27 protein-coding genes are annotated in these 25474 nt (G+C 44.0%); 11 read left to right on the top strand and 16 right to left on the bottom strand.

Translation table 11 applies throughout. From position 1 onward, the window contains the following. Positions 1-10: 10 nt before the first annotated feature. The gene (locus C7Y69_RS16955; protein WP_013783382.1) at positions 11-778 is read left to right on the top strand and encodes an outer membrane protein assembly factor BamD; all 768 of its coding nucleotides are present in this window, start codon (positions 11-13) and stop codon (positions 776-778) included. Between the two features lie 106 nt (positions 779-884). Here C7Y69_RS16955 and C7Y69_RS16950 read toward each other — a convergent pair whose 3' ends face one another. The 3 genes from C7Y69_RS16950 to C7Y69_RS16940 all read right to left on the bottom strand — a co-directional run bounded on the left by C7Y69_RS16950 (position 885) and on the right by C7Y69_RS16940 (position 2922). Then, positions 885-1613, bottom strand: a complete 729-nt coding sequence (locus C7Y69_RS16950; RefSeq protein ID WP_126873471.1) for a ChrR family anti-sigma-E factor — start codon at positions 1611-1613, stop codon at positions 885-887. Continuing rightward, a complete protein-coding gene (locus C7Y69_RS16945; protein ID WP_013783380.1) occupies positions 1606-2217 on the bottom strand; it encodes a sigma-70 family RNA polymerase sigma factor in 612 nt (203 codons plus the stop codon). Before C7Y69_RS16945 ends, C7Y69_RS16950 begins: the two co-directional genes overlap by 8 nt. A gap of 129 nt (positions 2218-2346) precedes the next feature. Continuing rightward, on the bottom strand, positions 2347-2922 hold the full coding sequence (locus C7Y69_RS16940; RefSeq protein WP_126873470.1) for an LON peptidase substrate-binding domain-containing protein: 576 nt from the start codon (positions 2920-2922) through the stop codon (positions 2347-2349). A gap of 288 nt (positions 2923-3210) precedes the next feature. Here C7Y69_RS16940 and C7Y69_RS16935 point away from each other — a divergent pair, with 288 nt between their 5' ends. From C7Y69_RS16935 to C7Y69_RS16915, 5 genes are read left to right on the top strand one after another with little or no spacing between them, the layout of a single operon-like run. Then, complete coding sequence (locus C7Y69_RS16935; protein WP_126873469.1) at positions 3211-3636, top strand: nuclear transport factor 2 family protein; 426 nt, start codon at positions 3211-3213, stop codon at positions 3634-3636. Next, on the top strand, positions 3633-4352 hold the full coding sequence (locus C7Y69_RS16930; protein ID WP_126873468.1) for an SDR family NAD(P)-dependent oxidoreductase: 720 nt from the start codon (positions 3633-3635) through the stop codon (positions 4350-4352). Before C7Y69_RS16935 ends, C7Y69_RS16930 begins: the two co-directional genes overlap by 4 nt. 12 nt (positions 4353-4364) lie before the next feature. Then, the gene (locus tag C7Y69_RS16925) at positions 4365-5630 is read left to right on the top strand and encodes an NAD(P)/FAD-dependent oxidoreductase (RefSeq protein ID WP_126873466.1); all 1266 of its coding nucleotides are present in this window, start codon (positions 4365-4367) and stop codon (positions 5628-5630) included. Continuing rightward, positions 5630-6358 carry a DUF1365 domain-containing protein gene (locus C7Y69_RS16920; RefSeq protein WP_185864191.1) on the top strand — a complete coding sequence of 243 codons (729 nt, stop codon included), beginning with the start codon at positions 5630-5632 and terminating at the stop codon, positions 6356-6358. The genes C7Y69_RS16925 and C7Y69_RS16920 overlap by 1 nt, the downstream gene beginning before the upstream one ends. A gap of 7 nt (positions 6359-6365) precedes the next feature. After that, the gene (locus C7Y69_RS16915) at positions 6366-7619 is read left to right on the top strand and encodes an SAM-dependent methyltransferase (RefSeq protein ID WP_126873463.1); all 1254 of its coding nucleotides are present in this window, start codon (positions 6366-6368) and stop codon (positions 7617-7619) included. Between the two features lie 125 nt (positions 7620-7744). Here C7Y69_RS16915 and C7Y69_RS16910 read toward each other — a convergent pair whose 3' ends face one another. Together C7Y69_RS16910 and pomA are read right to left on the bottom strand one after the other, a co-directional pair. Next, positions 7745-8674 carry a flagellar motor protein MotB gene (locus C7Y69_RS16910; protein WP_013783373.1) on the bottom strand — a complete coding sequence of 310 codons (930 nt, stop codon included), beginning with the start codon at positions 8672-8674 and terminating at the stop codon, positions 7745-7747. Further along, complete coding sequence (gene pomA, locus C7Y69_RS16905; RefSeq protein WP_013783372.1) at positions 8674-9438, bottom strand: flagellar motor protein PomA; 765 nt, start codon at positions 9436-9438, stop codon at positions 8674-8676. Before pomA ends, C7Y69_RS16910 begins: the two co-directional genes overlap by 1 nt. A 281-nt stretch (positions 9439-9719) precedes the next feature. On the opposite strand from pomA, the gene xseB reads away from it, so the two are divergent. Genes xseB through dxs form a run of 3 tightly spaced genes read left to right on the top strand, consistent with a single transcriptional unit; the run spans position 9720 to position 12800 of the window. Beyond that, complete coding sequence (xseB, locus tag C7Y69_RS16900) at positions 9720-9971, top strand: exodeoxyribonuclease VII small subunit (protein WP_409513437.1); 252 nt, start codon at positions 9720-9722, stop codon at positions 9969-9971. A gap of 28 nt (positions 9972-9999) precedes the next feature. Then, positions 10000-10890, top strand: a complete 891-nt coding sequence (gene ispA, locus C7Y69_RS16895) for a (2E,6E)-farnesyl diphosphate synthase (protein WP_013783370.1) — start codon at positions 10000-10002, stop codon at positions 10888-10890. Between the two features lie 32 nt (positions 10891-10922). Further along, positions 10923-12800: a 1-deoxy-D-xylulose-5-phosphate synthase gene (gene dxs / locus C7Y69_RS16890; protein ID WP_013783369.1), complete on the top strand. Its 1878-nt coding sequence runs from the start codon at positions 10923-10925 to the stop codon at positions 12798-12800. 113 nt (positions 12801-12913) lie between these two features. On the opposite strand, the gene C7Y69_RS16885 is transcribed toward dxs, so the two are convergent. From C7Y69_RS16885 to lpxD, 10 genes are all read right to left on the bottom strand, one after another. Beyond that, positions 12914-13414, bottom strand: a complete 501-nt coding sequence (locus C7Y69_RS16885) for a phosphatidylglycerophosphatase A (RefSeq protein ID WP_013783368.1) — start codon at positions 13412-13414, stop codon at positions 12914-12916. A gap of 18 nt (positions 13415-13432) precedes the next feature. Further along, positions 13433-14398, bottom strand: coding sequence for a thiamine-phosphate kinase (gene thiL, locus C7Y69_RS16880; protein WP_013783367.1), 966 nt, complete (start codon positions 14396-14398; stop codon positions 13433-13435). Between the two features lie 45 nt (positions 14399-14443). Further along, on the bottom strand, positions 14444-14866 hold the full coding sequence (gene nusB / locus C7Y69_RS16875; RefSeq protein WP_013783366.1) for a transcription antitermination factor NusB: 423 nt from the start codon (positions 14864-14866) through the stop codon (positions 14444-14446). 13 nt (positions 14867-14879) lie between these two features. After that, entirely contained in the window at positions 14880-15353 is a 474-nt protein-coding gene (gene ribE / locus C7Y69_RS16870; RefSeq protein WP_013783365.1) for a 6,7-dimethyl-8-ribityllumazine synthase, read from the bottom strand. Between the two features lie 223 nt (positions 15354-15576). After that, positions 15577-16677 (bottom strand): bifunctional 3,4-dihydroxy-2-butanone-4-phosphate synthase/GTP cyclohydrolase II, encoded by a 1101-nt coding sequence (gene ribBA / locus C7Y69_RS16865; protein ID WP_126873461.1) that lies wholly within the window; start codon positions 16675-16677, stop codon positions 15577-15579. Between the two features lie 22 nt (positions 16678-16699). Next, entirely contained in the window at positions 16700-17362 is a 663-nt protein-coding gene (locus tag C7Y69_RS16860) for a riboflavin synthase (RefSeq protein ID WP_013783363.1), read from the bottom strand. A gap of 15 nt (positions 17363-17377) precedes the next feature. Next, positions 17378-18469 carry a bifunctional diaminohydroxyphosphoribosylaminopyrimidine deaminase/5-amino-6-(5-phosphoribosylamino)uracil reductase RibD gene (gene ribD / locus C7Y69_RS16855; protein WP_041452763.1) on the bottom strand — a complete coding sequence of 364 codons (1092 nt, stop codon included), beginning with the start codon at positions 18467-18469 and terminating at the stop codon, positions 17378-17380. Positions 18470-18606: 137 nt separating this feature from the next. Then, the gene (nrdR, locus tag C7Y69_RS16850) at positions 18607-19056 is read right to left on the bottom strand and encodes a transcriptional regulator NrdR (protein WP_013783361.1); all 450 of its coding nucleotides are present in this window, start codon (positions 19054-19056) and stop codon (positions 18607-18609) included. A gap of 84 nt (positions 19057-19140) precedes the next feature. Then, a complete protein-coding gene (gene glyA / locus C7Y69_RS16845) occupies positions 19141-20397 on the bottom strand; it encodes a serine hydroxymethyltransferase (protein WP_013783360.1) in 1257 nt (418 codons plus the stop codon). Positions 20398-20532: 135 nt separating this feature from the next. Continuing rightward, entirely contained in the window at positions 20533-21561 is a 1029-nt protein-coding gene (gene lpxD / locus C7Y69_RS16840; RefSeq protein ID WP_013783359.1) for a UDP-3-O-(3-hydroxymyristoyl)glucosamine N-acyltransferase, read from the bottom strand. Between the two features lie 212 nt (positions 21562-21773). Between lpxD and ettA the strand changes: the two genes are divergently transcribed. Then, a complete protein-coding gene (ettA, locus tag C7Y69_RS16835) occupies positions 21774-23441 on the top strand; it encodes an energy-dependent translational throttle protein EttA (protein ID WP_013783358.1) in 1668 nt (555 codons plus the stop codon). Positions 23442-23581: 140 nt separating this feature from the next. Next, complete coding sequence (locus C7Y69_RS16830) at positions 23582-24004, top strand: PilZ domain-containing protein (protein WP_013783357.1); 423 nt, start codon at positions 23582-23584, stop codon at positions 24002-24004. Here C7Y69_RS16830 and radA read toward each other — a convergent pair. Continuing rightward, complete coding sequence (gene radA / locus C7Y69_RS16825) at positions 23971-25338, bottom strand: DNA repair protein RadA (protein WP_013783356.1); 1368 nt, start codon at positions 25336-25338, stop codon at positions 23971-23973. The genes C7Y69_RS16830 and radA overlap by 34 nt on opposite strands. Positions 25339-25474: the final 136 nt, after the last annotated feature.

Genomic DNA, 25474 nt, shown 5'->3' with positions numbered 1-25474 from the left:
AAGAACTATTATGAAATCAATTCGATTACTAGCACCTGTGTTATTAGGTGCGATGGTATCTGTCGCAGGCTGTAGTAGCTCCTCCGACGAAGAAGAAAAAGCCGTAATGGCTAATATGGGTGCGCAACAGCTATATAACCGAGCCAAGCAAAGTATGGAAGTAGGTAACTTCAGTGCTGCAGCCCAGACATTAGGCGCGTTAGACTCTCGCTATCCATTTGGTCCGCTTTCGCACCAAGTACAATTGGACCTTATCTACAGTTACTACAAATCAGGTAAAAGTGATGAGACGTTGGCCACTATTGATAGGTTTATTCGTCTTAATCCAAACCACTCAGATGTTGATTATGCCTACTATATGCGCGGCCTGACCAACATGGAGTCTGACAGTAACCTGTTTCAAGATTTAATGAACATTGATAGGACTGACCGAGATCCTTCGAAATCTCGTCAGGCTTTTGAAGATTTCAGACGCTTAATGCAACAATACCCTGACAGTAAATATGCTGCAGACGCTCGCAAGCGCATGCTTCATATTAAAGACAGGCTTGCACGATATGAAATTGCTATTGCCCGCTTCTACATGCGCAGACACGCTTATGTTGCAGCAGCTAACCGTGGTAGATATGTTATCGAGCACTTCCCTGAAAGTACGCAAATTCAGCAAGCGCTTGAAATCATGGTGTCTAGTTACGAGCAGTTAGGGTTGGACGATTTACGTGGAAATGCAATGAAGACATTGAAGCTAAACTTCCCTGAAAGTGATTTTATTAGCTAACGATGCTGATAACGTTATCAAAAAAGCGCAGTTCATAATGAACTGCGCTTTTTTTTGATTTTAAACTTTTACAGAGGAAATATTTGGATGCTGCTATTGCGAAAGGTTAGCGAAAGAAAAGATGACTAAACGGATTGAGAAGGCGCGCTATACCAGAAGTAAAATGCAAAGGCTGATCGACAATAGTAAAAACCAGGCAACCTTGAGTGTTATCTGACCGAGGTGTGTGAGTGTTTTGGCCATCCATAAAGATAAAATCGCCGGAGTCGTAGTTGTTAAGCCCGTCACTAAATTCACCATTGATGACTAAGGTGTATTCAGTGCCTCGGTGGGTATGTTCGGGCACACTCCCCCCCTTACCCATATAGATAAAGTTAGCAACACCTTGGCTACCTAAATCTACTGGTGCCTGCCACAACTTCCCTACTAAGCTAGACCAACCTCCTGTCTTCTCTATATATCGCTGAAGTGTTCTTGGAAGGACAAAGTTTCTACCATCAAGCTCAATAGAACCCTTAGCGGTAATGCTGACTTGAGTGCTTTCGCATTGTTTGCGGTTGGGCTGCTTTTGCTTTTCAACAGTATCCGCTTCGACGGATGATGGCGATTGGGTAATTTGCGCAATCATTGCGCTATAATCAGCTTTAAGATCAACTTGCTTAAAACCATTATCTTCTAGTAATGAACCAGCAAGGCGCTCGGTCTCTTGCTCCACAAACCGCTGACATGTGCTACACATATCACAGTGTGCGGAAACCATCAGCGAAACGGCCGGCGATAAATCCCCGTCCACAAATGAAACAAGTTGTTGAGCACTCGGGTGGAACCTAATCATTACTCTGCAACATACCTTTTAGTCTTTGAAGTGCCAAACGGGTTCTTGATTTAACTGTACCCAAAGGAATATCTAATTCATCAGCGACTTCTTGCTGTGATTTACCATCGATATAAATTGCTTCGATTACTGCTTTTTGTTTTACAGGAAGCGATTCAAACAAATAACCAATTTGTTCTAATGTAACTTGTTCATCAAGAGGTGCTTCGTTTAAGTCTGCAGTTTGTTCACACAATACTGGCCATAAATCATCAGAACACACATCTTCTTTTCGATTTTGAAGCTTACGAAGCATATCAAAACGAATGTTTCGAGCGATAGTGAAAATCCACGTAGATGGCGAACCTTTTTCCGCATTAAACAAATGCGCTTTTTGCCACACGTTCGACATGGTGTCTTGGACTAACTCCATAGCAAGGGCTTCGTTACCCATCTGCTTTAAAGCATATGAACGAAGTCTTGGAGCAAAGTAATTAAAAACTCGCGCAAAAGACGCTTTACAACGCTTTTGGGCAACTTCTACTAGGTAATCTGACATCTCAACCGCGCATTCTTTCGGTTTAATCGTACTCTTACTTTGTTCTAAAGGAATTCCAACTAACATAAGGTTTCGTCCGTTTATCCGATTCTATTAATATAGTTTACAAACAAACGATGAAAGAAGTTCGAAAAAATCGCCAAATCCACATTACAATTGTTTAATGGAATTTAAGAAGTTATCTCTTAATTCGTTTTATCGAATTAAAGCACAAAGATAGTTAAGTAAGTTCTTGTCACCACCTTTATTAAGAAACTGCTGCTTTTGTCCACCATCAACAGGTAACAATTCAAGCCACCGTCTTAACACCCATGTAGGGTCGTCAAACCGGGTTTCTTCGTAAAGTGATGCTATCTCCGTATACTTCGCAAAAATTTCTTTCAAACGCTCATTTATAGGCGCTAATTGCTGAGGTGATATTTCGCAGTTCCAAGGCGATACAGAACGACAATGGCCTGTACGTAACCCATCTGATTCAACTGCTACATCAGTTACCTCAACTAACTCTAATCCAGCAACCTTTATGCCAAGCAAGCCGTCATCGAGTAAATCGAAGTCGACAACCTTAGCGTAGGTACCAATCGGATAAATATGTTCATTACGGGATTTATCACCTGATGCGTTGAGCATACACATCACAAACCCTTTGTTTTCAGCGCATGCCTGCTTAACCATGCGCGTATATCTGGGTTCGAAAATACGTAATGCCATGCGTCCTTCTGGAAGCAAGTGGGCAGATAATGGAAATAGTGGAATCGGTGTATTACTCATAAACTCTTAACTCTTTTGGTCATAAGCAATTACGCCACTGTGAACAAATTGGATCGCTAGGGAAAAAATTTCACACTTTAGTCTAGGGACAATGATCCTACGCGCCGCTTTATTTGTAAAATGACTATATTAAGAAAACGTTAACTCACTCGGTTACGCTTGGAATAATAGAACGACAATCAAAATAGCGTGTATAGTAGTTACAAACATACTTTATCGAGTATTAGCAATAGTAACAAAGAGTTACATAGTTGTTTTACGTTAGCAAATTAACAAAGTGAAGAAGTAATGACTGTATTAGATAGATTCTCAACCATGTACGCCGATATATGCCAAATCACTTTAGATGACTTATCCGATATATATGCTTCCAACGTTACATTTGTTGACCCTATCACTACCCACCATGGCCTAGATGATGTTCAGAAATATTTTGCGAACTTGCTAGAACAAGCCGAGCGTTGTCAGTTTGACATATCGATGATTGCGCCAGTGAGTAGTAACAGTGTGACTCATATTGTTAACTGGACGATGAACCTCAAACTTAAACAAAGTGATAAGTTGATTACCGTGGATGGGAACACCCAACTAACGGTAAAGGATGACATTATTGTTTATCACAAAGATTATTATGATTTAGGGGAAATGGTATATGAACACATTCCTCTGTTAGGCTTCTTTGTGAAGAAAATTAAAAAGAGGTTAGCGAAATGAAGACATTACTCATTACAGGCGCCACCTCGGGTATTGGCAAAGCCTTAGCACTTCAAGCCGCAGAAAAAGGCTATCAGGTAATTGCATGTGGTAGAAACCAAGATGTTCTAAATGAGCTAGCGTCGAAGCCGAATATTCAGCCGCTTCAATTTGATGTAACTTCTCTAGAGGATGCAAAACAGGCGCTTCACAACGTAAAGTGCGACATTGCTATTTTAAATGCAGGCACTTGTGAATACGTAGACATTGATAAATTCGAGTCAGATATGTTTAGGCGCGTTTTCGAGCCCAACTTTTTTGGGGTGGTTCATTGTGTAGAGGCGCTCATTCCTTCATTAAAGAAAGGGAATAAGCTAGTCATCGTGGATAGTATGGCTCGCCTTCTACCATTTACCCGTTCTCAGGCTTATGGGGCAAGCAAGGCAGCCCTTCACTATTTCACGAAAAGCTTAGAGGTCGATTTACACGACCGGGGTATAAAGGTTCAAGCGGTATCACCAGGGTTTGTTGAAACCCCTCTTACCGACAAAAATGATTTTGATATGCCAATGAAAATTACGGCCACTGAAGCGGCCGAGTCTATGCTTAAAGGTATTGAAACCGACAAGCAAAACGTTTTTTTCCCCCGCATGTTTGGTTTCATACTAAGGTTTATGCATATTTTACCTGTAGGATTACAAAAAAAATTATCGCTATCAATGCGAGAAAAGCAGTAGAGCACAATAACAATGACAAAAAATGTAGCGATTATTGGGACAGGCATTTCAGGCCTGACTTGCGGGTATTTGTTAAATAAAACGGCTGATATAACGGTTTATGAGGCCAATGATTACATTGGCGGGCACACCGCCACTAAGAAAATCATTGATGATGGCATTGAACGAAATATCGATACCGGTTTCATTGTATTTAATGATTGGACTTACCCCAGATTTATAAAGCTGATGAAGCAACTTGATGTTGCATACCAACCTACCGAGATGAGCTTTTCTGTTACCAGTAAGAAAGCTAACATCGAGTACAATGGCAATACAATAAACAGTTTATTTGCACAGCGTAGAAATATACTACGCCCGAGGTTTTGGCGCATTGTACGCGACATTCTGAAGTTTAATAAAGCTTGTAAAGCTTTTGTCGCCGAGAAGCGAGACACTTCTTCAATGACACTTCAAGATGTCATTAACGAGTTAAAATTAAGCGATGACTTTGCGCGCTACTATATTTTGCCCATGTGCGCCGCTATTTGGTCTGCAAGTCTTGCTCAAACTAGGCAGTTCCCGCTGACTTTCTTTCTTCAGTTTTTCAACAACCACGGTTTACTCAACATAAGTGACAGGCCACAGTGGTATACCATTAAAGGTGGCTCTAGCACTTATATTCCCCCGTTAATTGCCAGTTTTCAAGACAAGGTAAAATTATCATGTGGCGTTACTAATGTTAAGAAAGTGGGTGATACGTGGCAAGTTACTGACACATCTGGCGCTCAAGCAATATTTGATCACGTTATTTTTGCCTGTCATAGCGACCAAGCACTAGCAATGCTAGATACCCCCACCAAAGCGCAGCAAGCTGTGTTGGGCGCCATTGGCTTTGCTGAAAACGATGTCGTCATGCACAAAGATACAAACCAACTTCCTAAGCGAAAGCTTGCATGGGCAAGTTGGAATTACCGCTTAAAAGACGATGCTGGCGAGGAGGAAAGACCGGCCTCGGTGACTTACGATATGAATATTCTTCAGCGATTAGACGCGCCCAACACCTACTGCGTTACCCTAAATAACACGGATGAAATTGATACAAGCGCGTTACTGGGTAGTTATCAATACGCGCACCCTCAATTTAGTGAAGTTATGGTGAATGCACAACAGCGCCGAAGCCAAATATGTGGTGTGGATAATCTGCATTTTTGTGGCGCTTACTGGTATAACGGTTTCCATGAAGATGGCGTGCATAGCGCATTAGATGTATGCGAGCGATTTGGAGTTAACCTTTGATGGATAGCGCTATTTATGAAGGAAAGGTGTATCACGAGCGCTTTTCACCTACCCAACATAAGTTCGACTATCATATTTATTTGTTCTGGATAAAGTTAAACGAAGTCGATGCATTGCCAGCAGCCTTGAAGCACTTCTCTGTTAATTCTAAAGCAAGAGTGCGCTTTAAACGTGAAGACTATTTAGGTGATAGCAACACACCATTAGACCAAAGCGTACTAGAAAAAATGAATAGTTTAAGTGAGGATACCTTAAGCGGTGATGTATATATGCTTGGGCAACTTCGTATGTGGGGAATGTACTTCAGCCCTGTTAATTTTTACTATTTAAAGGGCGAAGACAATTCTTTTACCCATGTATTAGCAGAAGTCAGTAATACCCCTTGGAATGAGCGGCATTATTATTTGGTCGATTTAGCCTTACAAGCAGATACACCGAAAGCATTTCATGTATCGCCGTTTAATCCCATGGACATGACGTACAAATGGCGAATTACGCAACCTAGCCAACGTCTCGCGTTAACGATGGACTGCGTTCGAGGCGATAAAGAATTTAGTGCTGGAATTAATTTAACACGGCTTTCATTAGATAATGCGAATCTAAGTCGAGTTATGAAACGTATACCTAGTATGACCATTAGAACAATGATTGGCATATATTGGCAGGCGCTTAAGTTACTTATAAAGCGAACGCCACTTTATAACCACCCTAAGAAAAGTCAGGAATAATAACTACATGTCTTCCGGTGAATCTGTATTTAGTACCCCTTCAGAAGCGTCTCTTTTAGACAAGGTTTGTAGGCGCGCATTTTTAAAGTGTTTAGAGAAACTTCCACATGGTTCACTTACCATTATGGAAAATGGCAGCAAAATTGCTTCAATGGGTAGCCCAAATGACGACTTGCACGCTACGATTAATTTCAAAGACGTAAAGGCGTATCGCCAGTTATTATTAGGCGGTAGCGTGGGTGCAGGTGAAGCCTATATGGATGGCCTGTGGGAAAGTGACAATGTGACGGCAGTTGTACAGATATTTGCGCGTAACCTATCTACCCTTGATGCTTGGGAAAACAAGTTCAAGTGGATTTCCATGCCTATTCTGAAAATTCAGCATTTTGCCCGCCGCAATACACAAGACCAAGCCAAGAAAAATATTGAAGCCCATTACGATTTGGGTAATAAGCTTTACACTCGTTTTCTTGATAACACTATGATGTATTCATCGGCTATTTATCCTGATGTGAACGCCAGTTTAGAAGAAGCGCAAAATCACAAACTTAAAACAATTTGTGACAAGCTTCAGTTAACAGAAAGTGACCATCTTTTAGAAATTGGCACTGGCTGGGGTGGTTTAGCGGTATATGCAGCCAAGCATTATGGTTGTAAAGTGACCACCACCACTATCTCTGAAGAACAATATGCGTGGGCAGAGCAGTGGATTGAGCGCGCACAAGTGTCTGATAAAGTCACTTTACTGAAAAAAGACTATCGCTTGCTAGAAGGTAAGTACGACAAGCTGGTTTCAATTGAAATGATTGAAGCTGTAGGAAAAGATTACTTAGGTAACTTTTTTGAGAAGTGTTCATCGCTGCTTAAAGACGATGGGCTAATGTTGCTACAATCCATCACCATTGATGATAGACGTTACGAAAGTTACGCCAGCAGTGTGGACTTCATTCAAAAATACATTTTCCCTGGTGGATTCCTTCCCTCACAGTATCAGTTAAACGCTCATTTAAAGCGCTATAGCGACATGATGATTAGAGACCTGCATGATATCGGATTAGATTACGCTCAAACCCTTAATCATTGGTACGAAGCCTTTATTAGCGCCAAAGAAGCATTACTCAACGATGGTTATGATGAACGTTTTATGCGTATGTGGATTTACTATTTAAAATACTGTGAAGGCGGTTTTTTAGAAAGAACCATTAGTACGGTGCAATTGGTAATATCTAAGCCACATCACAGGGAGGCACTGCAACGTTAGTTGCCTATAAAAAACAACGTTAGTTGACTATAAAAACCCACGTTAATTGCCTATAAAAGACAACTTCAAACTAAAAGGGCGAATCATTGATTCGCCCTTTTTGATTTTGTATTTTGCTTAGCAACCTATTCATCAACCACTGATATAGGTTGAGAAGTCATTGGTTTACCTTGATTGATATTAATCTCTACCCGTCTGTTCCGTGCTCTATCCGCCGGTGTTGTTGCATCTTCCACCATGGGGTCGGTATCGGCCTTGCCGACTACAGACATTCTGCTTTCATCGAACCCCGGCGCTGTTCGCATGGCTTCAGCTACGGCTACGGCACGCTGAGACGATAAATCCCAATTAGAACGATAGAGTTCATTAGCAATGTGTTGTCCGTCACTATGCCCTGAGATTTCTATTTCCCCTGGAACGTCTGCTAATAACACACCAATTTTGCGTAAAATAGGCTGAAATTGAGGTTGTAAAAATGCAGAACCGGCAGAAAATGAACCGTTCTCTCTAATGCGAATAGTCAACTGCTGACCTAAAGATTCCAATTCTACTGCGCCATCGAGAATTTGCTTTTGTAACTGCTGCGCTACTTTTTTCATTAACTCAGCAGTTTGTGTTTGATCTGAACTTTGCGACTCTGAGGACGACTGATCGGTGGCGGTTTGTTGTGACTGCCCCCCTCGCTGCTCACCCCTTTGCTTCTGCCTACCGCCGGATGAATCTTCGTCACCCGCTTGGAACTCTAGCATCTGCTGAGTCATTTCGATTGTTTGTTGCTGAATAGTGTCGATGGGCGACGGATCTGGACGACCAGGCCTAAACTCCATCGCAATAACACTCGTCCCTTTTGGGATGTCTTTCACTTCAATTTTGTTTTGCACACCAAAGGCAAACTTCATTGAGCCGGCGATTTGCTTGAACTTCAGTACATCCATTTCTGAAAATGAGAGCAAGAGTACAAAGAAGCACATGAGCAACGACATCAAATCAGCAAAGGTCCCCATCCATGCAGGAAGCCCTTCGGGAGGACATTTTGGGCACTCTTCTTCAGCCATTATTCGTCCTCAGCGCCCGTACCGCGTTTACTTGCCGCCAGATAATTTTTCAATATACCTTCGATAACACGCGGGTTTTGCCCATCGGCAATCCCTACAATGCCATCGAGCACTAACATTTGGTTAAGCTTTTCTTCTTGTGCGCGGTTTCCGAGCTTTACCGCCATGGGTAGGCAAATAATGTTGGCAAGAAATGCACCATACAAGGTGGTTAATAGTGCTACCGCCATTGCTGGCCCAATTGATTTAGGATCATCCATGTTAGAAAGCATGGCCACCAGACCAATCAGAGTTCCAATCATTCCCATTGCTGGTGCGATATCACCCATGCCTTTAAAAATGGTGGCACCAAACTCGTGTCGCTCGGTGGTCATAGAGATATCTTTCGCTAAGGTTTCTCTGACCACTTCTATGTCGTGACCATCAACTAACATGTCTACGCCTTTTTGCATAAACGGATTGTCTATTTCAGCTTCTTCTAATGCAAGAAAACCGCCTTTACGCGCTGCATCTGCCATCTCAACAATTTTTTCAATAAGATCTTCAGGCGTATCAATTTTGAACATGAATGCTTTGCCTGCAATTTTACCTGCACCAAAGAACTGCCCTAAAGTGTATTGGGATAAAATAACGAAAAGGGTGCCACCAAATACGATCAAGATAGACGGTACGTTGATGAACATGGCAATACTGCCACCCATAACCATGGCCATTACTACAAAGCCGATGGCGCCCAACATACCTATGACGGTTGCTAAATCCACTCACTCTTCCTCATTTTTTGCAGACGCTGCATACTATTACTCGTATTCTATCGGCATTGTATAGAATTTCTATAACAAGATTATCGCAAATTGCCTTAATTATTGTATACATAATGAGGTTAGTCGAACTTTAGGCGGTAGTTTTTAATACAAAGAGTTGCTTCACAAAACGTTATCATAGATAGCTGCAATAGGGCATATATTGACAAACCATTTGACCCTTTGGCTACCCTCAGTTAATGTGCGCGTAATCCAAAAAACGCCTAAAAATGAGTGCGATTGTGACGAAAGTGACGAAAAAGACAAATTCTCCCTCGTTTGAGGAAACCCTTACCGAATTAGATGCAATCGTTAATGAGATGGAAAACGGTGAGTTGCCATTAAACGTTGCACTAGAAAAATTCGAGCGAGGCATAGCCCTTTCCCGCGAAGGTCAGAAATCGTTAGAGCAAGCCGAGCAAAAAGTTAAAATTTTGCTTAATGAGCAAGGCGAAAGCGCATTACACCCTCTTCCTGAAGACGAGCAACCTTAAGCCTCGTGTCGCAACAAACAGGTATAGTATGAATTTCACTGCATTGCATCAGCAAGTTAAGCAGCAGACCGATACGTCGTTAAATACGCTTATTGATGACCTTCCCCACGACGCGCCGCGGCTTAAAGAAGCAATGCGTCACGCGTTGTTGGTGGGAGGAAAGCGTATGCGACCTTTACTGGTTCAAGTTATCGGCAACACCCTGGATGTGCCTAAAGGCGATCAAATGGCTATTAGTATGGCCATTGAGTGTGTGCATGCTTACTCGCTTGTACATGATGACTTGCCAGCCATGGACGATGACGATTTGCGTCGCGGCCAGCCGACTTGTCATATTGCATTCGATGAAGCCACCGCAATATTAGCCGGTGATGCATTGCAAGCGCTTGCTTTTAGCACGTTGGCAGATGCGCCTTTAAGTGATTTCGCAACCAATAAACGTGGCGAGTTACTTTCTGTGTTAGCCCGCGCCGCTGGCTATCGCGGTATGTGTGGCGGGCAAGCAATCGATTTAACCAGCACGGGTGAAGAAATAAGCCTTGAGCAGCTTAAGCGACTGCACAATTTGAAAACCGGCGCCCTACTTCGTGCATGTGTTGAAATGGTATCTATTGTTTCTCAAGACCTTGATAGCAACAGTAAAGCAGACTTATTAGCTTATGCCGACGATATTGGTCTTGCATTTCAAGTCCAAGATGACATTCTTGACGTAGAAGGTAATAGTGAGCAATTAGGAAAGCCAGCAGGCTCTGACATTGCTTTGGGTAAGAATACCTTTCCTGCCAAACTTGGCATTGAAGGTGCAAAACGAGAACTTGATAAGCTGCATCAGAATGCCCTTCAAGCCTTGGCTCGTTTACCCTACAATACAGACAGTTTAATTGCGTTTAGCGAACTATTGGTAAAACGAGACCATTAGTTCTGCAACCATGTTGAAAAAGATAATAAATAATGAGTTTAGACCTCCAACATTACCCCACGCTTGCTATTGCGCAAACGCCGGATAAGTTAAGACAGTTACCGCAAGAGAAATTGCGTGAGTTGTCAGATGAATTACGAGAATATTTACTAAATAGTGTAAGCCAAACCAGTGGACATTTTGCGTCGGGCTTAGGCACGGTCGAGCTTACTGTGGCCTTACATTATATTTATAACACGCCTATCGACAGATTGATTTGGGATGTGGGTCATCAGGCCTACCCCCATAAAATTCTTACGGGTCGCGCTAAGCAAATGTCGACGATTCGACAAAAAGACGGCTTACACCCCTTCCCTTGGCCTCCTGAGAGCGACTACGACACTTTTGCTGTAGGCCATTCGTCTACGTCTATCAGTGCTGCACTTGGCATGGCGGTTGCCGCCGAGCAAGAAGGCAAAAACCGTAAAGTGGTTGCCGTAATTGGTGATGGTGCGATTACCGCGGGCATGGCATTTGAAGCGATGAACCATGCTGGTGACATCAATAAAGATATGGTTGTGGTGTTAAACGACAACGAAATGTCTATTTCTGAAAACGTAGGTGCGCTTAATAGTCACCTAGCTCGCTTATTAACGGGTAATGTTTTCAACTCTATTCGCGATGGCTCTAAAAAACTATTAAGCAATGTACCGCCTATCAAAGAATTCGCTAGTCGCGCAGAAGAGCACCTTAAAGGTATGGTAGTGCCCGGCACAATCTTTGAAGAGCTTGGCTTTAATTACATAGGCCCTATTGATGGCCATGATGTAGATGCCGTTGTAGATACCTTGCGTAATATGCGCAAATTTAAAGGTCCGCAACTGCTTCACGTGGTCACTAAGAAAGGTAAAGGGTACGCCCTTGCTGAAAAAGACCCGATTAAATTCCACGCGGTGCCTAAATTTAACCCTGCCGATAACGCGTTGCCAAAAGCGAAGCCTTCAGCGCCAACTTTTTCTGCTATTTTTGGCGATTGGTTGTGCGATATAGCAGCGCAAGATCCTAAATTGATGGCGGTAACGCCTGCCATGCGTGAAGGTTCAGGCATGGTCGCGTTTTCGCAGCAATACCCTGATCAGTATTTCGATGTAGCCATTGCAGAACAACATGCGGTTACCTTTGCTGCGGGCTTAGCCAAAGACGGGTGTAACCCAGTAGTTGCGATTTATTCGACCTTTTTACAGCGTGCCTACGATCAGCTTATTCACGATGTGGCGTTGCAAGACTTGCCTGTTTTATTTGCCGTTGACCGAGCCGGTATTGTGGGGGCTGATGGCCCCACCCACCAAGGTGCGTTTGATATTGCCTTTTTACGCTGCATACCAAATATGATTGTGATGGCACCATCTGATGAAAATGAATGCAGACAAATGCTTTATACAGGTCATAAAGCACAAAAACCTGCGGCGGTACGCTACCCTCGCGGTGCTGGAATGGGCATTACCCCTGACACCGCAATGACCGAGTTACCTATTGGTAAATCGAAGGTTAGCCGCGCTATTACCGGCAAGCCATCGAAAAAAGCAGCCATATTGAATTTCGGCACACTCTTACCTAATGCATTGGCAGCTGCCGAAGCTATTGATGCTACGGTTATTGATATGCGCTTTGTTAAGCCGCTCGACGGCCAGGCTATTGAGAAAGCGGCGGCAGAACACGATTTGCTTATTACCTTAGAAGATGGCTGTATAGCCGGCGGAGCAGGCTCTGGTGTGCTTGAGTACTTGCAACAGCAAGGTATTATGAAACCTGTTCGTACATTAGGGCTTCCAGACAGCTTTGTTTTACAAGGTACGCAACAGGAAATGTACAAAGAGCATGGACTAGATATCGAAGGTATTACCTCCACACTTAGAAGCTTACTGAGCTAGCTGTTTGCTTTCACTCTCGCTCAATAGCCTTTAAAAACAAAAAGCCCGCAGTTGCGGGCTTTTTAATATGTACAAATTTTGCGTATTATTGCACGAACTTATCTTCGTCCAATTTAAAACAAGGTGGTAAATGCCGGCCACATCATCATCATAATATGTAAACACGCACACGCCATAGCCCCAGCCACTATATCATCAAGCATAATGCCTGTACCGCCGTGTAAGCGCTTATCGATAGGCCCTATTGGCCAAGGTTTTAAAATATCGAATATGCGAAACAGCACAAATCCTGCTAGCAAAGACGGTGCAGTAATAGGTACAAATAAGAAGGTAATAAACATACCTGCCACTTCGTCCCACACAATAGAACCGTGATCATGCACCTGCATATCATCAGCGGTTTTTCCGCACAGATAAATACCAAAAATTGAGGCGAAAACAGTGAAAGCGATAAATACCATCACAGGCATGTTGGCCGACAATATAAGTAGTGGTATTGCTACCGCAGAACCAAAGGTTCCAGGCATAAACGGGATAAGTCCGCTACCAAACCCAAGCGCTAAAAAGTGCACTGGATTTTTCATGCTAATTCTAGCGCGATATTCTTTTTGCATAAAATGCTCTATTAGCTTCTAGAAAGTATGTTCGTAGCCATTTTCATTGGTTGGTGTAAACGGCTGATTGTCTTTTAGCAAAGACAACTGACCCGCTTGCCCAGTAAGCTGACCAATGCAAGTTGCTTTCACACTACTACCGCCCATCGAGGTTTCAAAGTTACCTCGCTGTTCTTCACCTACGGTAAAGATGAGCTCATAGTCGTCGCCTGCTGACAGTGCATATTCGATCGCTTGGGCATTATCTACGGCACTGGTTAACGCTCTCGATAAAGGAAGCTTATCAACATGTACGTTTGCACCACAGCCTGATGCTTTCAAAATGTGGCCTAAATCAGAGATTAAGCCATCAGACACATCAATACACGATGAAGCAATACGACGAAGTGCCGTACCCATTGCTACTCGAGGCGTAGGGTAATAATGACGATTAATAAGCACATCTCGCGCTTCACCGGCCACGTTAAGTTTATTTTGCAGAATATCCAAGCCAGCACCAGCATCGCCTAAGGTGCCTGTAACATAAACCCAATCACCGGGTTTTGCATTACTGCGGGTCAGTTCGGAACCGGGTGGTATAAACCCTTGCGCCGTAATGGTCATGGCCATCGGGCCCTTAACGGTATCGCCACCAATTAACTGCACAGAATAGTACTGCGTAAGCTCGTACAAACCATCTACGAACTCGCTAAGCCATTCATCATTCACTGTTGGCAACGACAGCGATAAGCTGATCCAAGCAGGTTCAGCGCCCATGGCGGCTAAATCGCTCAAATTCACCGCTACGGTTTTATACGCAACCGATTTTGCTGGCGCATCTTCTAAGAAGTGCACACCTGCAACCAAAGTATCTGTGGTAACGGCTAATTGTTGATTACTAGGAACGTTAGTTACGGCACAATCATCACCGATACCAATAACTACGTCTTTACGAGTGTGGCCGCCATCAGAGAAGTAACGGCCGATAAGATCAAATTCTTTCACGATAGTCTATTAAACCCTTGTGACATCCAATGCCACTGTACAAGGTTAATCGCGTTCGTCTTTACGCAACGAGCGAACCGCTTTATCAAGCGCACCATTAATGAATTTATGACTTTCTTCGGCCCCGAAAGACTTCGCAAGTTCAATCGCTTCATTAATAATTACGCGATAAGGCACATCCTTACGCTCTGTAAGTTCCAGTGTCGCAATGCGTAAAATAGCCTTTTCGATTGCATCTAGTTCTTCAGGCAAACGGCCCAGGTACGGCTTAATAGTCGTATCTAAGTGGCTAGCGCTGTGCGCCACACCGCGAAGCAGTGCCTGAAAATAAGCCATATCAACTTTCTTCATATCGTTACTGGTCGCAAGCGCCAGTTCAATTTGTTGAATATCGTTATGACTCATTTGCCATGAATAGATGCCTTGAAGGGCAAGTTCACGGGCTTTACGACGAGCTGAAACTTTCACTTAATTTTTTACCTTAAAGCTTTTCAACAGCATCGATAACGTTAACCATCTCAAGCGCACCTAAGGCTGCTTCAGCGCCTTTGTTGCCTGCTTTGGTTCCAGAACGTTCGATAGCCTGTTCAATAGAATCTGTAGTGATAACGCCAAAAGATACCGGTACACCGTATTCTAGCGATACTTGCGCTAGGCCTTTGTTACATTCGCCTGCAACAAAGTCAAAATGAGGTGTGCCGCCACGAATTACCGCACCTAGTGCAATAATGGCGTCAAAAGATTTTTTCTCAGCAAGTTTCTTAGCAACAATAGGCAACTCATAAGCACCTGGAACACGAACCACTGTGATATCGTCTTCATTCACTTCGCCGTGACGGTCTAATGTGTCTAATGCGCCTTCCAATAAGCTCTCAACAACAAAGCTATTAAAGCGTGCAACAACAATAGCAATCTTCTTACCGGTCGCTCTGATATTACCTTCAACTACTTGCATGATTTCATTCCTCGAGAAAAACGGCGCGAAGTATACCACAACTACGCCCAAACTAAATCGATTGTTTCTTTTACTCTGCTACTTAGTTCATTAGCCGCAGCCAAGTGATAAGGAGGGGGAGTGCCTGCCGTAAACCCTCCACCGCATGGATGCGGTGGCGGAGCGTACATGGATGTATTCACCGCGTGTTTGCGGCAGGCGCTCCCCCTCCTTTATAAACCGCTCAGTCGTGAACGTACTCAACCACTTCTAGGCCGTAACCTGACAGCGCATGATACTTAATAGGTTTACTTAGCAGGCGCATTTTTTGTACGCCAATAGAGGCTAAAATTTGGCTACCCACACCAATAGTACGTGACGAGCCTTGCCAATCAGCACCCGTTGGACGTTCGCCTCTATCTTCTGCGGCAAAGCGACGAACTTGCTGTTCAATTTGCTCATCTTTACCAAGCAATACCAGAACACCGCCTTCATCAGAAATTTTTTGCATTCCTTCAGATAACGTTAGTGAGCGATGAATACCTCGGGTAGAGCCCAACAAGTCACTGAAAGTGTTATGCAGGTGCACGCGAACCAGTGTTGGGTTTTCAGCGCTAACTTCCCCTTTCTTTAAAGCAAAGTGTAGCTGATTATCAATACTGTCTTTAAAAGTATGAAGCTCGAAATCACCATACTCTGTGGGTAGGTTGCACTGAGCAACCTTTTCGATGGTGGTTTCGTTTAAATTTCTGTACTCGATTAAATCGGCTATGGTGCCAATTTTAAGGTCATGTTTCTCGGCAAATTTCTCAAGCTCTGGACGACGTGCCATTGAGCCATCTTCATTTAGGATTTCAACGATAACACCCGCGGGTTCGAGCCCTGCTAAACGAGGTAAATCCACGCCCGCTTCAGTGTGGCCTGCGCGGTTTAATACCCCACCTTCTTTTGCAATTAGTGGAAAGATATGGCCTGGCTGCACAATGTCAGTCGCCTTTGCTTCTTTCGCGACCGCAGCTTTGATAGTTACTGCGCGATCGGCGGCTGATATACCTGTAGTTACGCCCGTTGCCGCTTCAATCGACACCGTAAAGTTGGTAGAAAACTGCGCTTCGTTCTTATCCACCATTAACGGTAAATTAAGACGACGACAACGCGCCTCTGTCATAGGAAGGCAAACTAAACCTCTGGCGTGCGTTACCATAAAGTTAATGGCTTCTGGCGTGACATGCTCTGCTGCCATAATAAGATCGCCTTCGTTTTCACGATCTTCATCATCCATCAAGATAACCATTTTACCTTGACGAATGTCTTCAATAATTTCTTTCGAGGTGTTAAATGCCATAGTTTTTATACTTCTTGTAGGGTTACTTTCTCAAAAATCCGTTCTCAGCCAAAAACGCCATATCAATGTCTTTTGATATCGGTGACGCTGCTTTATCACCCATCATTAAGCGTTCAAGGTAACGTGCTATTACATCTACTTCTAAATTTACAGCGGTGCCTACTTCGTAATGTCCCATCACCGTTTCTTTCAGCGTATGAGGAATTATCCAAAGCATAAACTCAGCACCGTTGACTTCATTCACTGTAAGGCTCACACCATCAACAGTGATGCTGCCCTTATGAGCAATGTACTTGGCTAAAGATGTAGGTGCTTTTACCCAAAATTCAACATAGTCGGTGTGTTTTATAATTTTACTGATCTCGCCCACGCCATCGACGTGACCTGAAACAATGTGTCCGCCCAGTCTGTCAGTGGGTCGCATTGCCTTTTCAAGGTTCACAGTAGAGCCCGTGCCGTAATGGGCAAACCCGGTAAGTTTTATGGTTTCAGCCGATACATCAGCGCAATAATAATCGCTACCCATATCAGTTACGGTAAGGCATACCCCGTTGGTAGCAATACTATCACCAAGCGCTACATCGGCCATATCCAGTGTAGTTGATGAAACCGTTAACCGTATGTCACTACCTCGGTTATCGAGTTTGGTAATCTTGCCTAAAGCTTGAATAATTCCAGTAAACATAATGTTCCTATAAGGCTATTGAGGCGTGTTAAGGGTGTTAAGAAGGTAACGAAGCTTAATATCGTTACCTATTTGTCGACTTTCAATCAGCGACAATTCAATAGCTTGATTCAATTCGGTAAAGGTGGGTAAAGATACCATACTCACCCCTTTGTCTCCCAATAGCTTAGGTGCTTGATAACAGATGAGTTCATCTACTTCACCAGCTATCAGTAAGGCGCCAGCTAAACCCGGTCCTGCCTCTACCCACACTTCATTAAACTGCATGTCGCCTAACTGCAGCATCAATTTACTGATATCCACTTTACCGTTCATCGCATCAACGGTTAGGTGTTGGCGGTTGTCAGTATCGGCGCTATTTTGGGTAGATACCACGAAGGTGGGATGACCATCGTTCATGCACCTGTAGTCTCTTGAAAGATCATCGGCACTATTCACAATTATCCGCACTGGCTGGCGAATAGCCTCCAATGGGTAATGTGCAAACTTCGCTTCGTCTGGTCTGACTAATAGACTAGGATTATCGGCTTTTACCGTTCCCGATCCTGTTAACACCGCGCAGCTTTGTGCACGGTAATGCTGTACATCTCGTCTAGCTTCTGGCCCAGTTATCCATTGACTATTACCATTTTGAAGCGCAATTTTTCCATCCACACTTATGCCTAATTTCACTCGCACATAAGGTTTGCCAGTTAACATGCGCTTGATAAAGCCTGGGTTCAAAGCGGCAGATTCTGCCGACATAATATCGGATGACACCTCAATGCCCGCATCTTGTAACATGCGAATACCATTACCGCTGACATTGGGGTTAGGATCAGTCATGGCAATAACTACTCGCGAGACTTGTGCTTTTATCAGTGCTTCTGCGCAGGGGGGCGTTCGTCCATAATGACTACATGGCTCTAGTGTCACATAGGCTGTAGCGCCTTTTGCTTTTTTCCCTGCTTCACGAAGGGCATGAATTTCTGCGTGAGGGGTGCCGGCTTGGACATGAAAGCCTTGGCCAATAGAGTCATTGTTATTATTAACAATGACACAACCAACACGGGGATTAGGAGAAGTTGTAAATTGGCCTTTTTGCGCCAATCGAATGGCTTTGGCCATCCAATAATAGTCAATTTCAACGGCCTTACCCGGCAAGTCACTGGAAGAGCTACTATTGTGGTCTTTGCCTACGTCGGTATTTGAGCCGCTATTTATATGAGCATGGGTAGTATTAATTGACACTGCAAATCCCGTGGTTAATCCCCTAGTCTGGCTATTTCCTCACCAAACTCTCGGATATCTTCAAAGGAACGATAAACAGATGCAAACCGCACATAAGCGACCTTATCTAGCTCTTTTAGCGCTTTCATGATTAGGTTGCCTAACAGTTCACTCCCCACTTCTCGTTCGCCGGTTGCCCGAAGCTCTGACTTAAGTGACAAGATACACTGCTCAACTTTTTCTGTACTCACTGGGCGTTTTTCTAGCGCGCGCTGTAAGCCTGCACGAAGCTTATCTTCGTTGAAAGGCTCTCGTGAACCATCACGTTTAATAACACGCGGCATTACGAGTTCGGCACTTTCGAAGGTCGTAAAACGTTCATGACACATTGCGCATTCACGACGCCGGCGCACCTGATGCCCCTCTGCCACTAGGCGAGAGTCAATCACTTTTGTTTCTTGTGCTGAACAAAAGGGGCAAAACATGAGCGATCCTTAACTTACTATTTACTACGCGTTAGCCTGTGTTTGTAGAGACTAACGCGTGGTAACTTTTCTTATCTAGGTTGCTTACGCGTAAACAGGGAACTGTTCACAAAGTGCAACCACTTCACTTTTAACACGGTCAATAACGCTGTCATCACCCATATTATCTAGCACATCACAAATCCATGTAGCGACTTGTTTGGCTTGTTCTTCTTTAAAGCCACGACGAGTAATAGCTGGGCTACCGATACGCAATCCACTTGTAACAAACGGTGAGCGAGGATCGTTAGGAACCGAGTTCTTGTTAACGGTAATGTTAGCCGCACCAAGGGCAGCATCAGCATCTTTACCCGTAATATCTTTATCGATAAGATCTAACAGGAACAAATGGTTTTCAGTACCATTAGATACAATTTTGTATCCGCGTTCTTGCATTACCGCCACCATCGCTTTTGCGTTCGCAACAACCTGTGTTTGGTATTCTTTAAAATCTGGCTGAAGTGCTTCTTTAAACGCTACTGCTTTTGCTGCAATAACATGGCACAAAGGACCACCTTGGTTGCCCGGGAATACTGAGCTTTGAAGCTTTTTATAAATCGCTTCGTCACCACAGGCAGACAAAATTAGTCCACTTCGTGGGCCCGCTAAGGTTTTATGTGTGGTTGTAGTGACTACGTGTGCGTGCGGCAGAGGATTTGGGTAAACACCCGCTGCAATCAAACCTGCTACGTGCGCCATATCAACTAACAAGAAAGCGCCAACACTATCGGCGATTTCACGGAATTTTGCCCAATCAACAACACCTGAGTAAGCTGAGAAACCACCAATAATCATTTTTGGTTTATGTTCTTCTGCTAACGCAGCAACCTGTTCGTAATCGATTTCACCGGTTTCGTGGTTCAAACCATACTGAACGGCATTGTAGGTTTTGCCCGAAAAGTTCACATGAGAACCATGAGTAAGGTGACCACCTTCAGAAAGGCTCATACCAAGCACAGTATCGCCAGCATCAAGCAATGCCATAAATACCGCTGAGTTAGCTTGTGAACCTGAGTGAGGCTGCACGTTAGCGTAATCTGCACCGAAAAGCTCTTTTGCACGGTCGATAGCAAGTTGCTCAACCACATCTACGTGCTCACAACCGCCGTAATAACGCTTGCCAGGATAGCCTTCAGCATACTTGTTAGTAAGTTGAGAGCCCTGTGCTTCCATAACCCGCGGGCTACAGTAGTTTTCAGAGGCGATAAGTTCGATATGCTGTTCCTGACGGACAACCTCTTTAGCCATTGCATCGGCTAGTTCTGGATCAAAGTCAGCGATATTCATTTCGCGAGGTAACATGAGGGCTCCTTAACGGCGTTAATTTATGGCTTGTTCGTGGCTTATTCTAGTCATTTTCAAGGGCTTGTATACCGCTTTATGACCAATTTAATTTAAATGGCGCAGGTTTAACGAATTCCCTGCGCTGTGACGTGATCAGACCTGTTTTTCTAGCGCCTTCACGCGGTCATATAAACTGCCAATTTTTTGCAGTCTTATGGTATTTCGCTTCCATTCTCGGTTAGACGTGGCTGGCTGACCTGAAGAATAAACCCCTGGTTCCGTGATATCTTGAACAATCATGGAGTAGCCGGTTATTTGCACTTTGTCGCAAATAGAAATATGGCCGTTTACGCCAACACCACCGCCGATAACAACGTACTTTCCTATATGGCAACTGCCCGCAATACCGGTTGCACCGCAAATACACGAATGATCGCCAATAATGCAGTTGTGACCTATTTGTACTTGGTTATCAATAATCACATTTTTACCTAGCACAGTATCTTCCATGGCACCGCGGTCGATAGTACTACTTGCACCAATTTGACTGTCGTCGCCAATTTGTACAGACCCCGTTTGCGGAATAGGAAGCCATACGCCTTTATCATTCGCGTAACCAAAGCCTGCAGCACCGATAACCGTTTGGCTATGTACTGCTACACGTTTTCCTAAAACAACATCGTGGTAAATAGTAACGTTAGGGTGAATTACACAACCTTCCCCTATTTGCGTACCTCTACGAATAACCGTATTCGCACCAATAGTTACCCTATCGCCTATCACCACGTTATCTTCAATAATCACATTGTGACCTAACGACACATCACTACCAATATTTGCCGACGACGCAATAACGGCGGTGTCGGCAATACCACTTGCTACTACGGGTGTGGTATCAAATAGCTGGGCAATGCGTGCAAACGCTGCATGAGGATTGTCTACCACAAGCGCTGGGCACGGGGCCGTGTCTTTCAAACTGCTGTGTAGAATAACCGCACCGGCAGAGGTATCGCTTAACTGTGATTTATATTTCGGATTAGTAAGAAATGAGATTTGATGGCTGGCAGCGCCTGCCAGCGTTCCTACCGCAGAGATAACGACACTGCCGTCTCCCTCTACAACACCGCCTACATGGCTGGCAAGTTCCGATAGGCTGTAAGGGCGTTTGTTCATTGCAGTCATACAGTGAATACCTATTTTTTCATTAAAGCGTATGCTAGCGAAGTTTACCTCAATTTGTTAAAGGTGACCGCCGTATTATTCGTACTTTTCGCCTTCTTTTTACTTCAATTGAACAAAATACCATCAAGCATGAGGTTGTATGGCGGTTCACACTGGCACAGACTATCCTGTTACGAGTACAATGATGCTTTATTTTCTGGCAAGGACACAGCATGGCTCAATACGTTTACAGTATGCATCGCGTGGGGAAAATTGTTCCACCGAATCGTCAAATTCTTAAAAATATCTCTCTTAGTTTTTTCCCTGGTGCCAAAATTGGCGTATTGGGTTTAAATGGATCTGGTAAATCTACGCTGCTTCGCATTATGGCCGGACTAGACACCGAAATTGAAGGTGAAGCACGCCCTCAACCAGGTCTTAAAATAGGTTATCTACCTCAGGAGCCTCAACTAGACGAATCAAAAGATGTACGCGGAAACGTGGAAGAAGCGTTAGCCGACGTTAAACACGCGCTAACTCGCTTAGACGAAGTGTATGCTGCTTACGCAGAAGCTGATGCCGATTTCGACGCCCTTGCAAAAGAGCAAGGTGAACTTGAAGCGATTATTCAGTCGAAAGACGGACATAACTTAGAGAATACCTTAAACCGTGCTGCCGAAGCGCTTCGTCTTCCAGCATGGGATGCAGACGTTAGCAAGTTATCAGGTGGTGAGCGCCGCCGTGTTGCCTTATGTCGCTTGTTACTCGAAAAGCCAGAAATGCTTCTTCTCGACGAGCCAACCAACCACTTGGATGCTGAATCGGTTGCTTGGTTAGAACGCTTCCTTCACGATTATGAAGGCACAGTGGTAGCGATTACCCATGATAGATACTTCCTAGATAATGTTGCAGGCTGGATATTAGAACTAGACCGTGGTGAAGGTATTCCATGGGAAGGTAACTATTCCTCTTGGTTGGAACAAAAAGATCAGCGTTTACAGCAAGAAGAACGCAGCGAAAATGCACGCCAAAAGAGTATTAGACAAGAACTCGAATGGGTTCGCTCTAATCCAAAAGGTCGCCACGCAAAAAGCAAAGCGCGTATGGCTCGCTTTGAGGAGATGTCTACGGGCGATTACCAAAAACGTAACGAGACTAACGAACTCTTCATTCCACCTGGTGAGCGTTTAGGTGACAAGGTTATTGAAGTTGAACACCTCAATAAGTCCTACGGTGAACGTGTACTTATTGATGACTTGTCGTTTAAAGTTCCTAAAGGGGCAATTGTAGGGATTGTCGGGCCAAACGGTGCGGGTAAATCTACCCTATTTAGAATGCTTACCGGTGCAGAAAAACCAGATTCAGGCGACATCAGCTTGGGTGATTCTGTGAAAATTGCCAGCGTTGAGCAGTTCCGTGACCACATGAATGAAAACACCACGGTGTTTAAAGAAATTTCGGAAGAACAAGATATCATTCGTATTGGTAACTTCGAAATCAATAGCCGCGCGTATTGCAGCCGCTTTAACTTTAAAGGCAACGATCAGCAAAAATTCATTAAAGACTTATCGGGTGGTGAACGAAATCGTGTGCATTTAGCCAAGCTATTAAAAGCAGGCGGTAACGTACTGTTACTCGATGAACCAACTAATGACTTGGATGTTGAAACCTTACGAGCACTCGAGAATGCGCTATTGGAATTCCCAGGCTGTGCCATGGTTATTTCGCATGATAGATGGTTCTTAGATAGAGTGGCCACGCACATCATGGATTACCGCGACGAAGGTAACATTAACTTCTTTGAAGGTAACTACTCTGACTACGAAACTTGGCTTAAGGCTGAATTCGGTCAAGATGCAGTTGAACCTCACAGACTAAAATACAAGCGCATGACCAAATAGCGTTACAAAACGGGCTTATATGAGCCCGTTTTTTTGTGCCGTAAAGACTTGCTTTACACTCCTACACTTATTGCTAGTTGCCATGTGTACTAACATCACTAATACTGAGTGAATGAAAGATTTTCAAGCTTGAGGAAGTTATGTCAGACAAACGCTTATTTACACGTATTCCATTGGCCGTAAAAGGAACACTTGCCCATCATAATAAGCGCATTGATGTCATTATTATTGATGTCTCTCTTCAAGGCGTAAAATTAAGCGCAAACGAAGATGCACTTAACGAATTACCTTTCGACAGTCATGACCCTTACACGGCCACATTCAGAGCAAATGAAGACAGCCCGGTTATCACCCTGCATATAGAGCAACTGTATCGGCAGAATGATAACCGCAAAGATTCGGTTTCTTTGGGCTGCAAAGTTTCTCAAATGGATGTAGACAGCATAAGCGCACTTAGGCGCTTAATACTGCTTAACAGCCAAGAAGCTGATTTAAATGAAAAGGAATTAAACGCGTTAATTGAAGCGGTTTATTCTAATGCGTCTAATGCGTCGCTAAGTTGAGAGACTGGAATAACTTTCATACCATTTATTGCCTGTTTAGGCGCATTCGCCTTTGGCACAATCGCACGTTTGAAGCCATGTTTAGCGGCTTCAATAATGCGCTCAGTGCCATTGGGAACAGGCCTGATTTCTCCGGCTAGCCCCACTTCTCCAAATACAATGAGATCTTTGGGCAACGAACGATTTCGAAAACTCGATACCATTGCTAACAGTAACGCTAAGTCAGCACTGGTTTCGCTCACTTTCACGCCGCCGACCACATTCACGAAGACGTCTTGGTCGTTCATTTGCACATTACCGTGACGATGCAATACTGCTAGCAACATCGACAATCGGTTTTGGTCAAGCCCCACCGCAATTCGTCTAGGGTTAGACATTTGTGAGTAGTCCACCAAAGCCTGTATTTCTACCAATAGAGGCCGCGTGCCTTCCCAAATGACCATCACGCTCGACCCAGGGGTTTCATTTTCGCCACGGCTTAGAAAAATAGCCGAAGGATTGTTCACCTCTTTTAGGCCTTTTTCTGTCATCGCAAATACGCCTAATTCATTTACAGCGCCGAAACGATTTTTATGGCTGCGCAACGTACGGTAGCGCCCATCACTCTCCCCTTCCAGCATCATTGAACTGTCAATACAGTGCTCTAATACCTTCGGGCCAGCTAAGTTGCCATCTTTGGTTACATGACCTACAAGAAACATTGAGATGTGGTGTTGTTTTGCAAAACGAGTTAGATAGGCCGCACTTTCTCTAACTTGGGATACACTGCCCGGGGCAGATTGCACATCGGCTACATGCATCACTTGAATAGAGTCGATAACCATGATTTTTGGTTTTTTGGTTAACGCCAAGTCGCAGATAGTTTCTACGCTGGTTTCTGCCAGCATCATTAGCTTATCATCAGGCAAGGTCAAGCGCTTAGCCCGCATGGCCACCTGCTGAAGCGACTCTTCCCCTGTTACGTATAAAGCCGTTACAGTTTGTGCCATTTGACACATTACCTGAAGTAACAGGGTGCTTTTACCGGCACCAGGGGAGCCGCCAATTAGCATAGCAGCGCCTGGCACTATTCCACCGCCTAAAACCCTATCGAGCTCTTTAAACCCTGCGCTAAATCGCGGTAGAGATTCTAAATCAATCGCATTGAGCATTTCTATTTTAGCGGAAGTTTGCCCGGCATAACCTGATAAGGTTGGTTTTGAATTGGTTTTGGCGCTACTGACTACAAACTCGCTAATGGTGTTCCATGCTTTGCATTCAGAACACTGACCCTGCCAGCGTGGAAATTCAGCCCCACAATCTGAGCATACATAAGCCGTTTTTCGTTTTGCCATATTCCAGTTTTATCCCAGCGTGAAAAAGAGTATTCTATCTTATTAAGATACCAAGGCACACTAACCCATCTAACAGTTTTGTCAGACTCTCATCCCAGTCGTCATTCGCGTTGCAGTTTGCAAAACGCTGTTTATT

The organism is Alteromonas sp. KS69, from assembly GCF_003989595.1.
GTDB classification, from domain to species: Bacteria; Pseudomonadota; Gammaproteobacteria; order Enterobacterales; family Alteromonadaceae; genus Alteromonas; species Alteromonas naphthalenivorans.
This window is presented reverse-complemented; position numbering and strand designations above follow the sequence as displayed.

Coding starts and splice junctions, on each gene's coding strand:
- C7Y69_RS16955 (WP_013783382.1), top strand. CDS start 11: ATGAAATCAATTCGATTACTAGCACCTGTGTTATTAGGTGCGATGGTA.
- C7Y69_RS16950 (WP_126873471.1), bottom strand. CDS start 1,613: ATGATTAGGTTCCACCCGAGTGCTCAACAACTTGTTTCATTTGTGGAC.
- C7Y69_RS16945 (WP_013783380.1), bottom strand. CDS start 2,217: ATGTTAGTTGGAATTCCTTTAGAACAAAGTAAGAGTACGATTAAACCG.
- C7Y69_RS16940 (WP_126873470.1), bottom strand. CDS start 2,922: ATGAGTAATACACCGATTCCACTATTTCCATTATCTGCCCACTTGCTT.
- C7Y69_RS16935 (WP_126873469.1), top strand. CDS start 3,211: ATGACTGTATTAGATAGATTCTCAACCATGTACGCCGATATATGCCAA.
- C7Y69_RS16930 (WP_126873468.1), top strand. CDS start 3,633: ATGAAGACATTACTCATTACAGGCGCCACCTCGGGTATTGGCAAAGCC.
- C7Y69_RS16925 (WP_126873466.1), top strand. CDS start 4,365: ATGACAAAAAATGTAGCGATTATTGGGACAGGCATTTCAGGCCTGACT.
- C7Y69_RS16920 (WP_185864191.1), top strand. CDS start 5,630: ATGGATAGCGCTATTTATGAAGGAAAGGTGTATCACGAGCGCTTTTCA.
- C7Y69_RS16915 (WP_126873463.1), top strand. CDS start 6,366: ATGTCTTCCGGTGAATCTGTATTTAGTACCCCTTCAGAAGCGTCTCTT.
- C7Y69_RS16910 (WP_013783373.1), bottom strand. CDS start 8,674: ATGGCTGAAGAAGAGTGCCCAAAATGTCCTCCCGAAGGGCTTCCTGCA.
- ispA (WP_013783370.1), top strand. CDS start 10,000: ATGAATTTCACTGCATTGCATCAGCAAGTTAAGCAGCAGACCGATACG.
- dxs (WP_013783369.1), top strand. CDS start 10,923: ATGAGTTTAGACCTCCAACATTACCCCACGCTTGCTATTGCGCAAACG.
- C7Y69_RS16885 (WP_013783368.1), bottom strand. CDS start 13,414: ATGCAAAAAGAATATCGCGCTAGAATTAGCATGAAAAATCCAGTGCAC.
- ribE (WP_013783365.1), bottom strand. CDS start 15,353: ATGCAAGTAGTTGAAGGTAATATCAGAGCGACCGGTAAGAAGATTGCT.
- ribBA (WP_126873461.1), bottom strand. CDS start 16,677: ATGGCATTTAACACCTCGAAAGAAATTATTGAAGACATTCGTCAAGGT.
- C7Y69_RS16860 (WP_013783363.1), bottom strand. CDS start 17,362: ATGTTTACTGGAATTATTCAAGCTTTAGGCAAGATTACCAAACTCGAT.
- ribD (WP_041452763.1), bottom strand. CDS start 18,469: ATGGCCAAAGCCATTCGATTGGCGCAAAAAGGCCAATTTACAACTTCT.
- nrdR (WP_013783361.1), bottom strand. CDS start 19,056: ATGTTTTGCCCCTTTTGTTCAGCACAAGAAACAAAAGTGATTGACTCT.
- glyA (WP_013783360.1), bottom strand. CDS start 20,397: ATGTTACCTCGCGAAATGAATATCGCTGACTTTGATCCAGAACTAGCC.
- lpxD (WP_013783359.1), bottom strand. CDS start 21,561: ATGACTGCAATGAACAAACGCCCTTACAGCCTATCGGAACTTGCCAGC.
- ettA (WP_013783358.1), top strand. CDS start 21,774: ATGGCTCAATACGTTTACAGTATGCATCGCGTGGGGAAAATTGTTCCA.
- C7Y69_RS16830 (WP_013783357.1), top strand. CDS start 23,582: ATGTCAGACAAACGCTTATTTACACGTATTCCATTGGCCGTAAAAGGA.
- radA (WP_013783356.1), bottom strand. CDS start 25,338: ATGGCAAAACGAAAAACGGCTTATGTATGCTCAGATTGTGGGGCTGAA.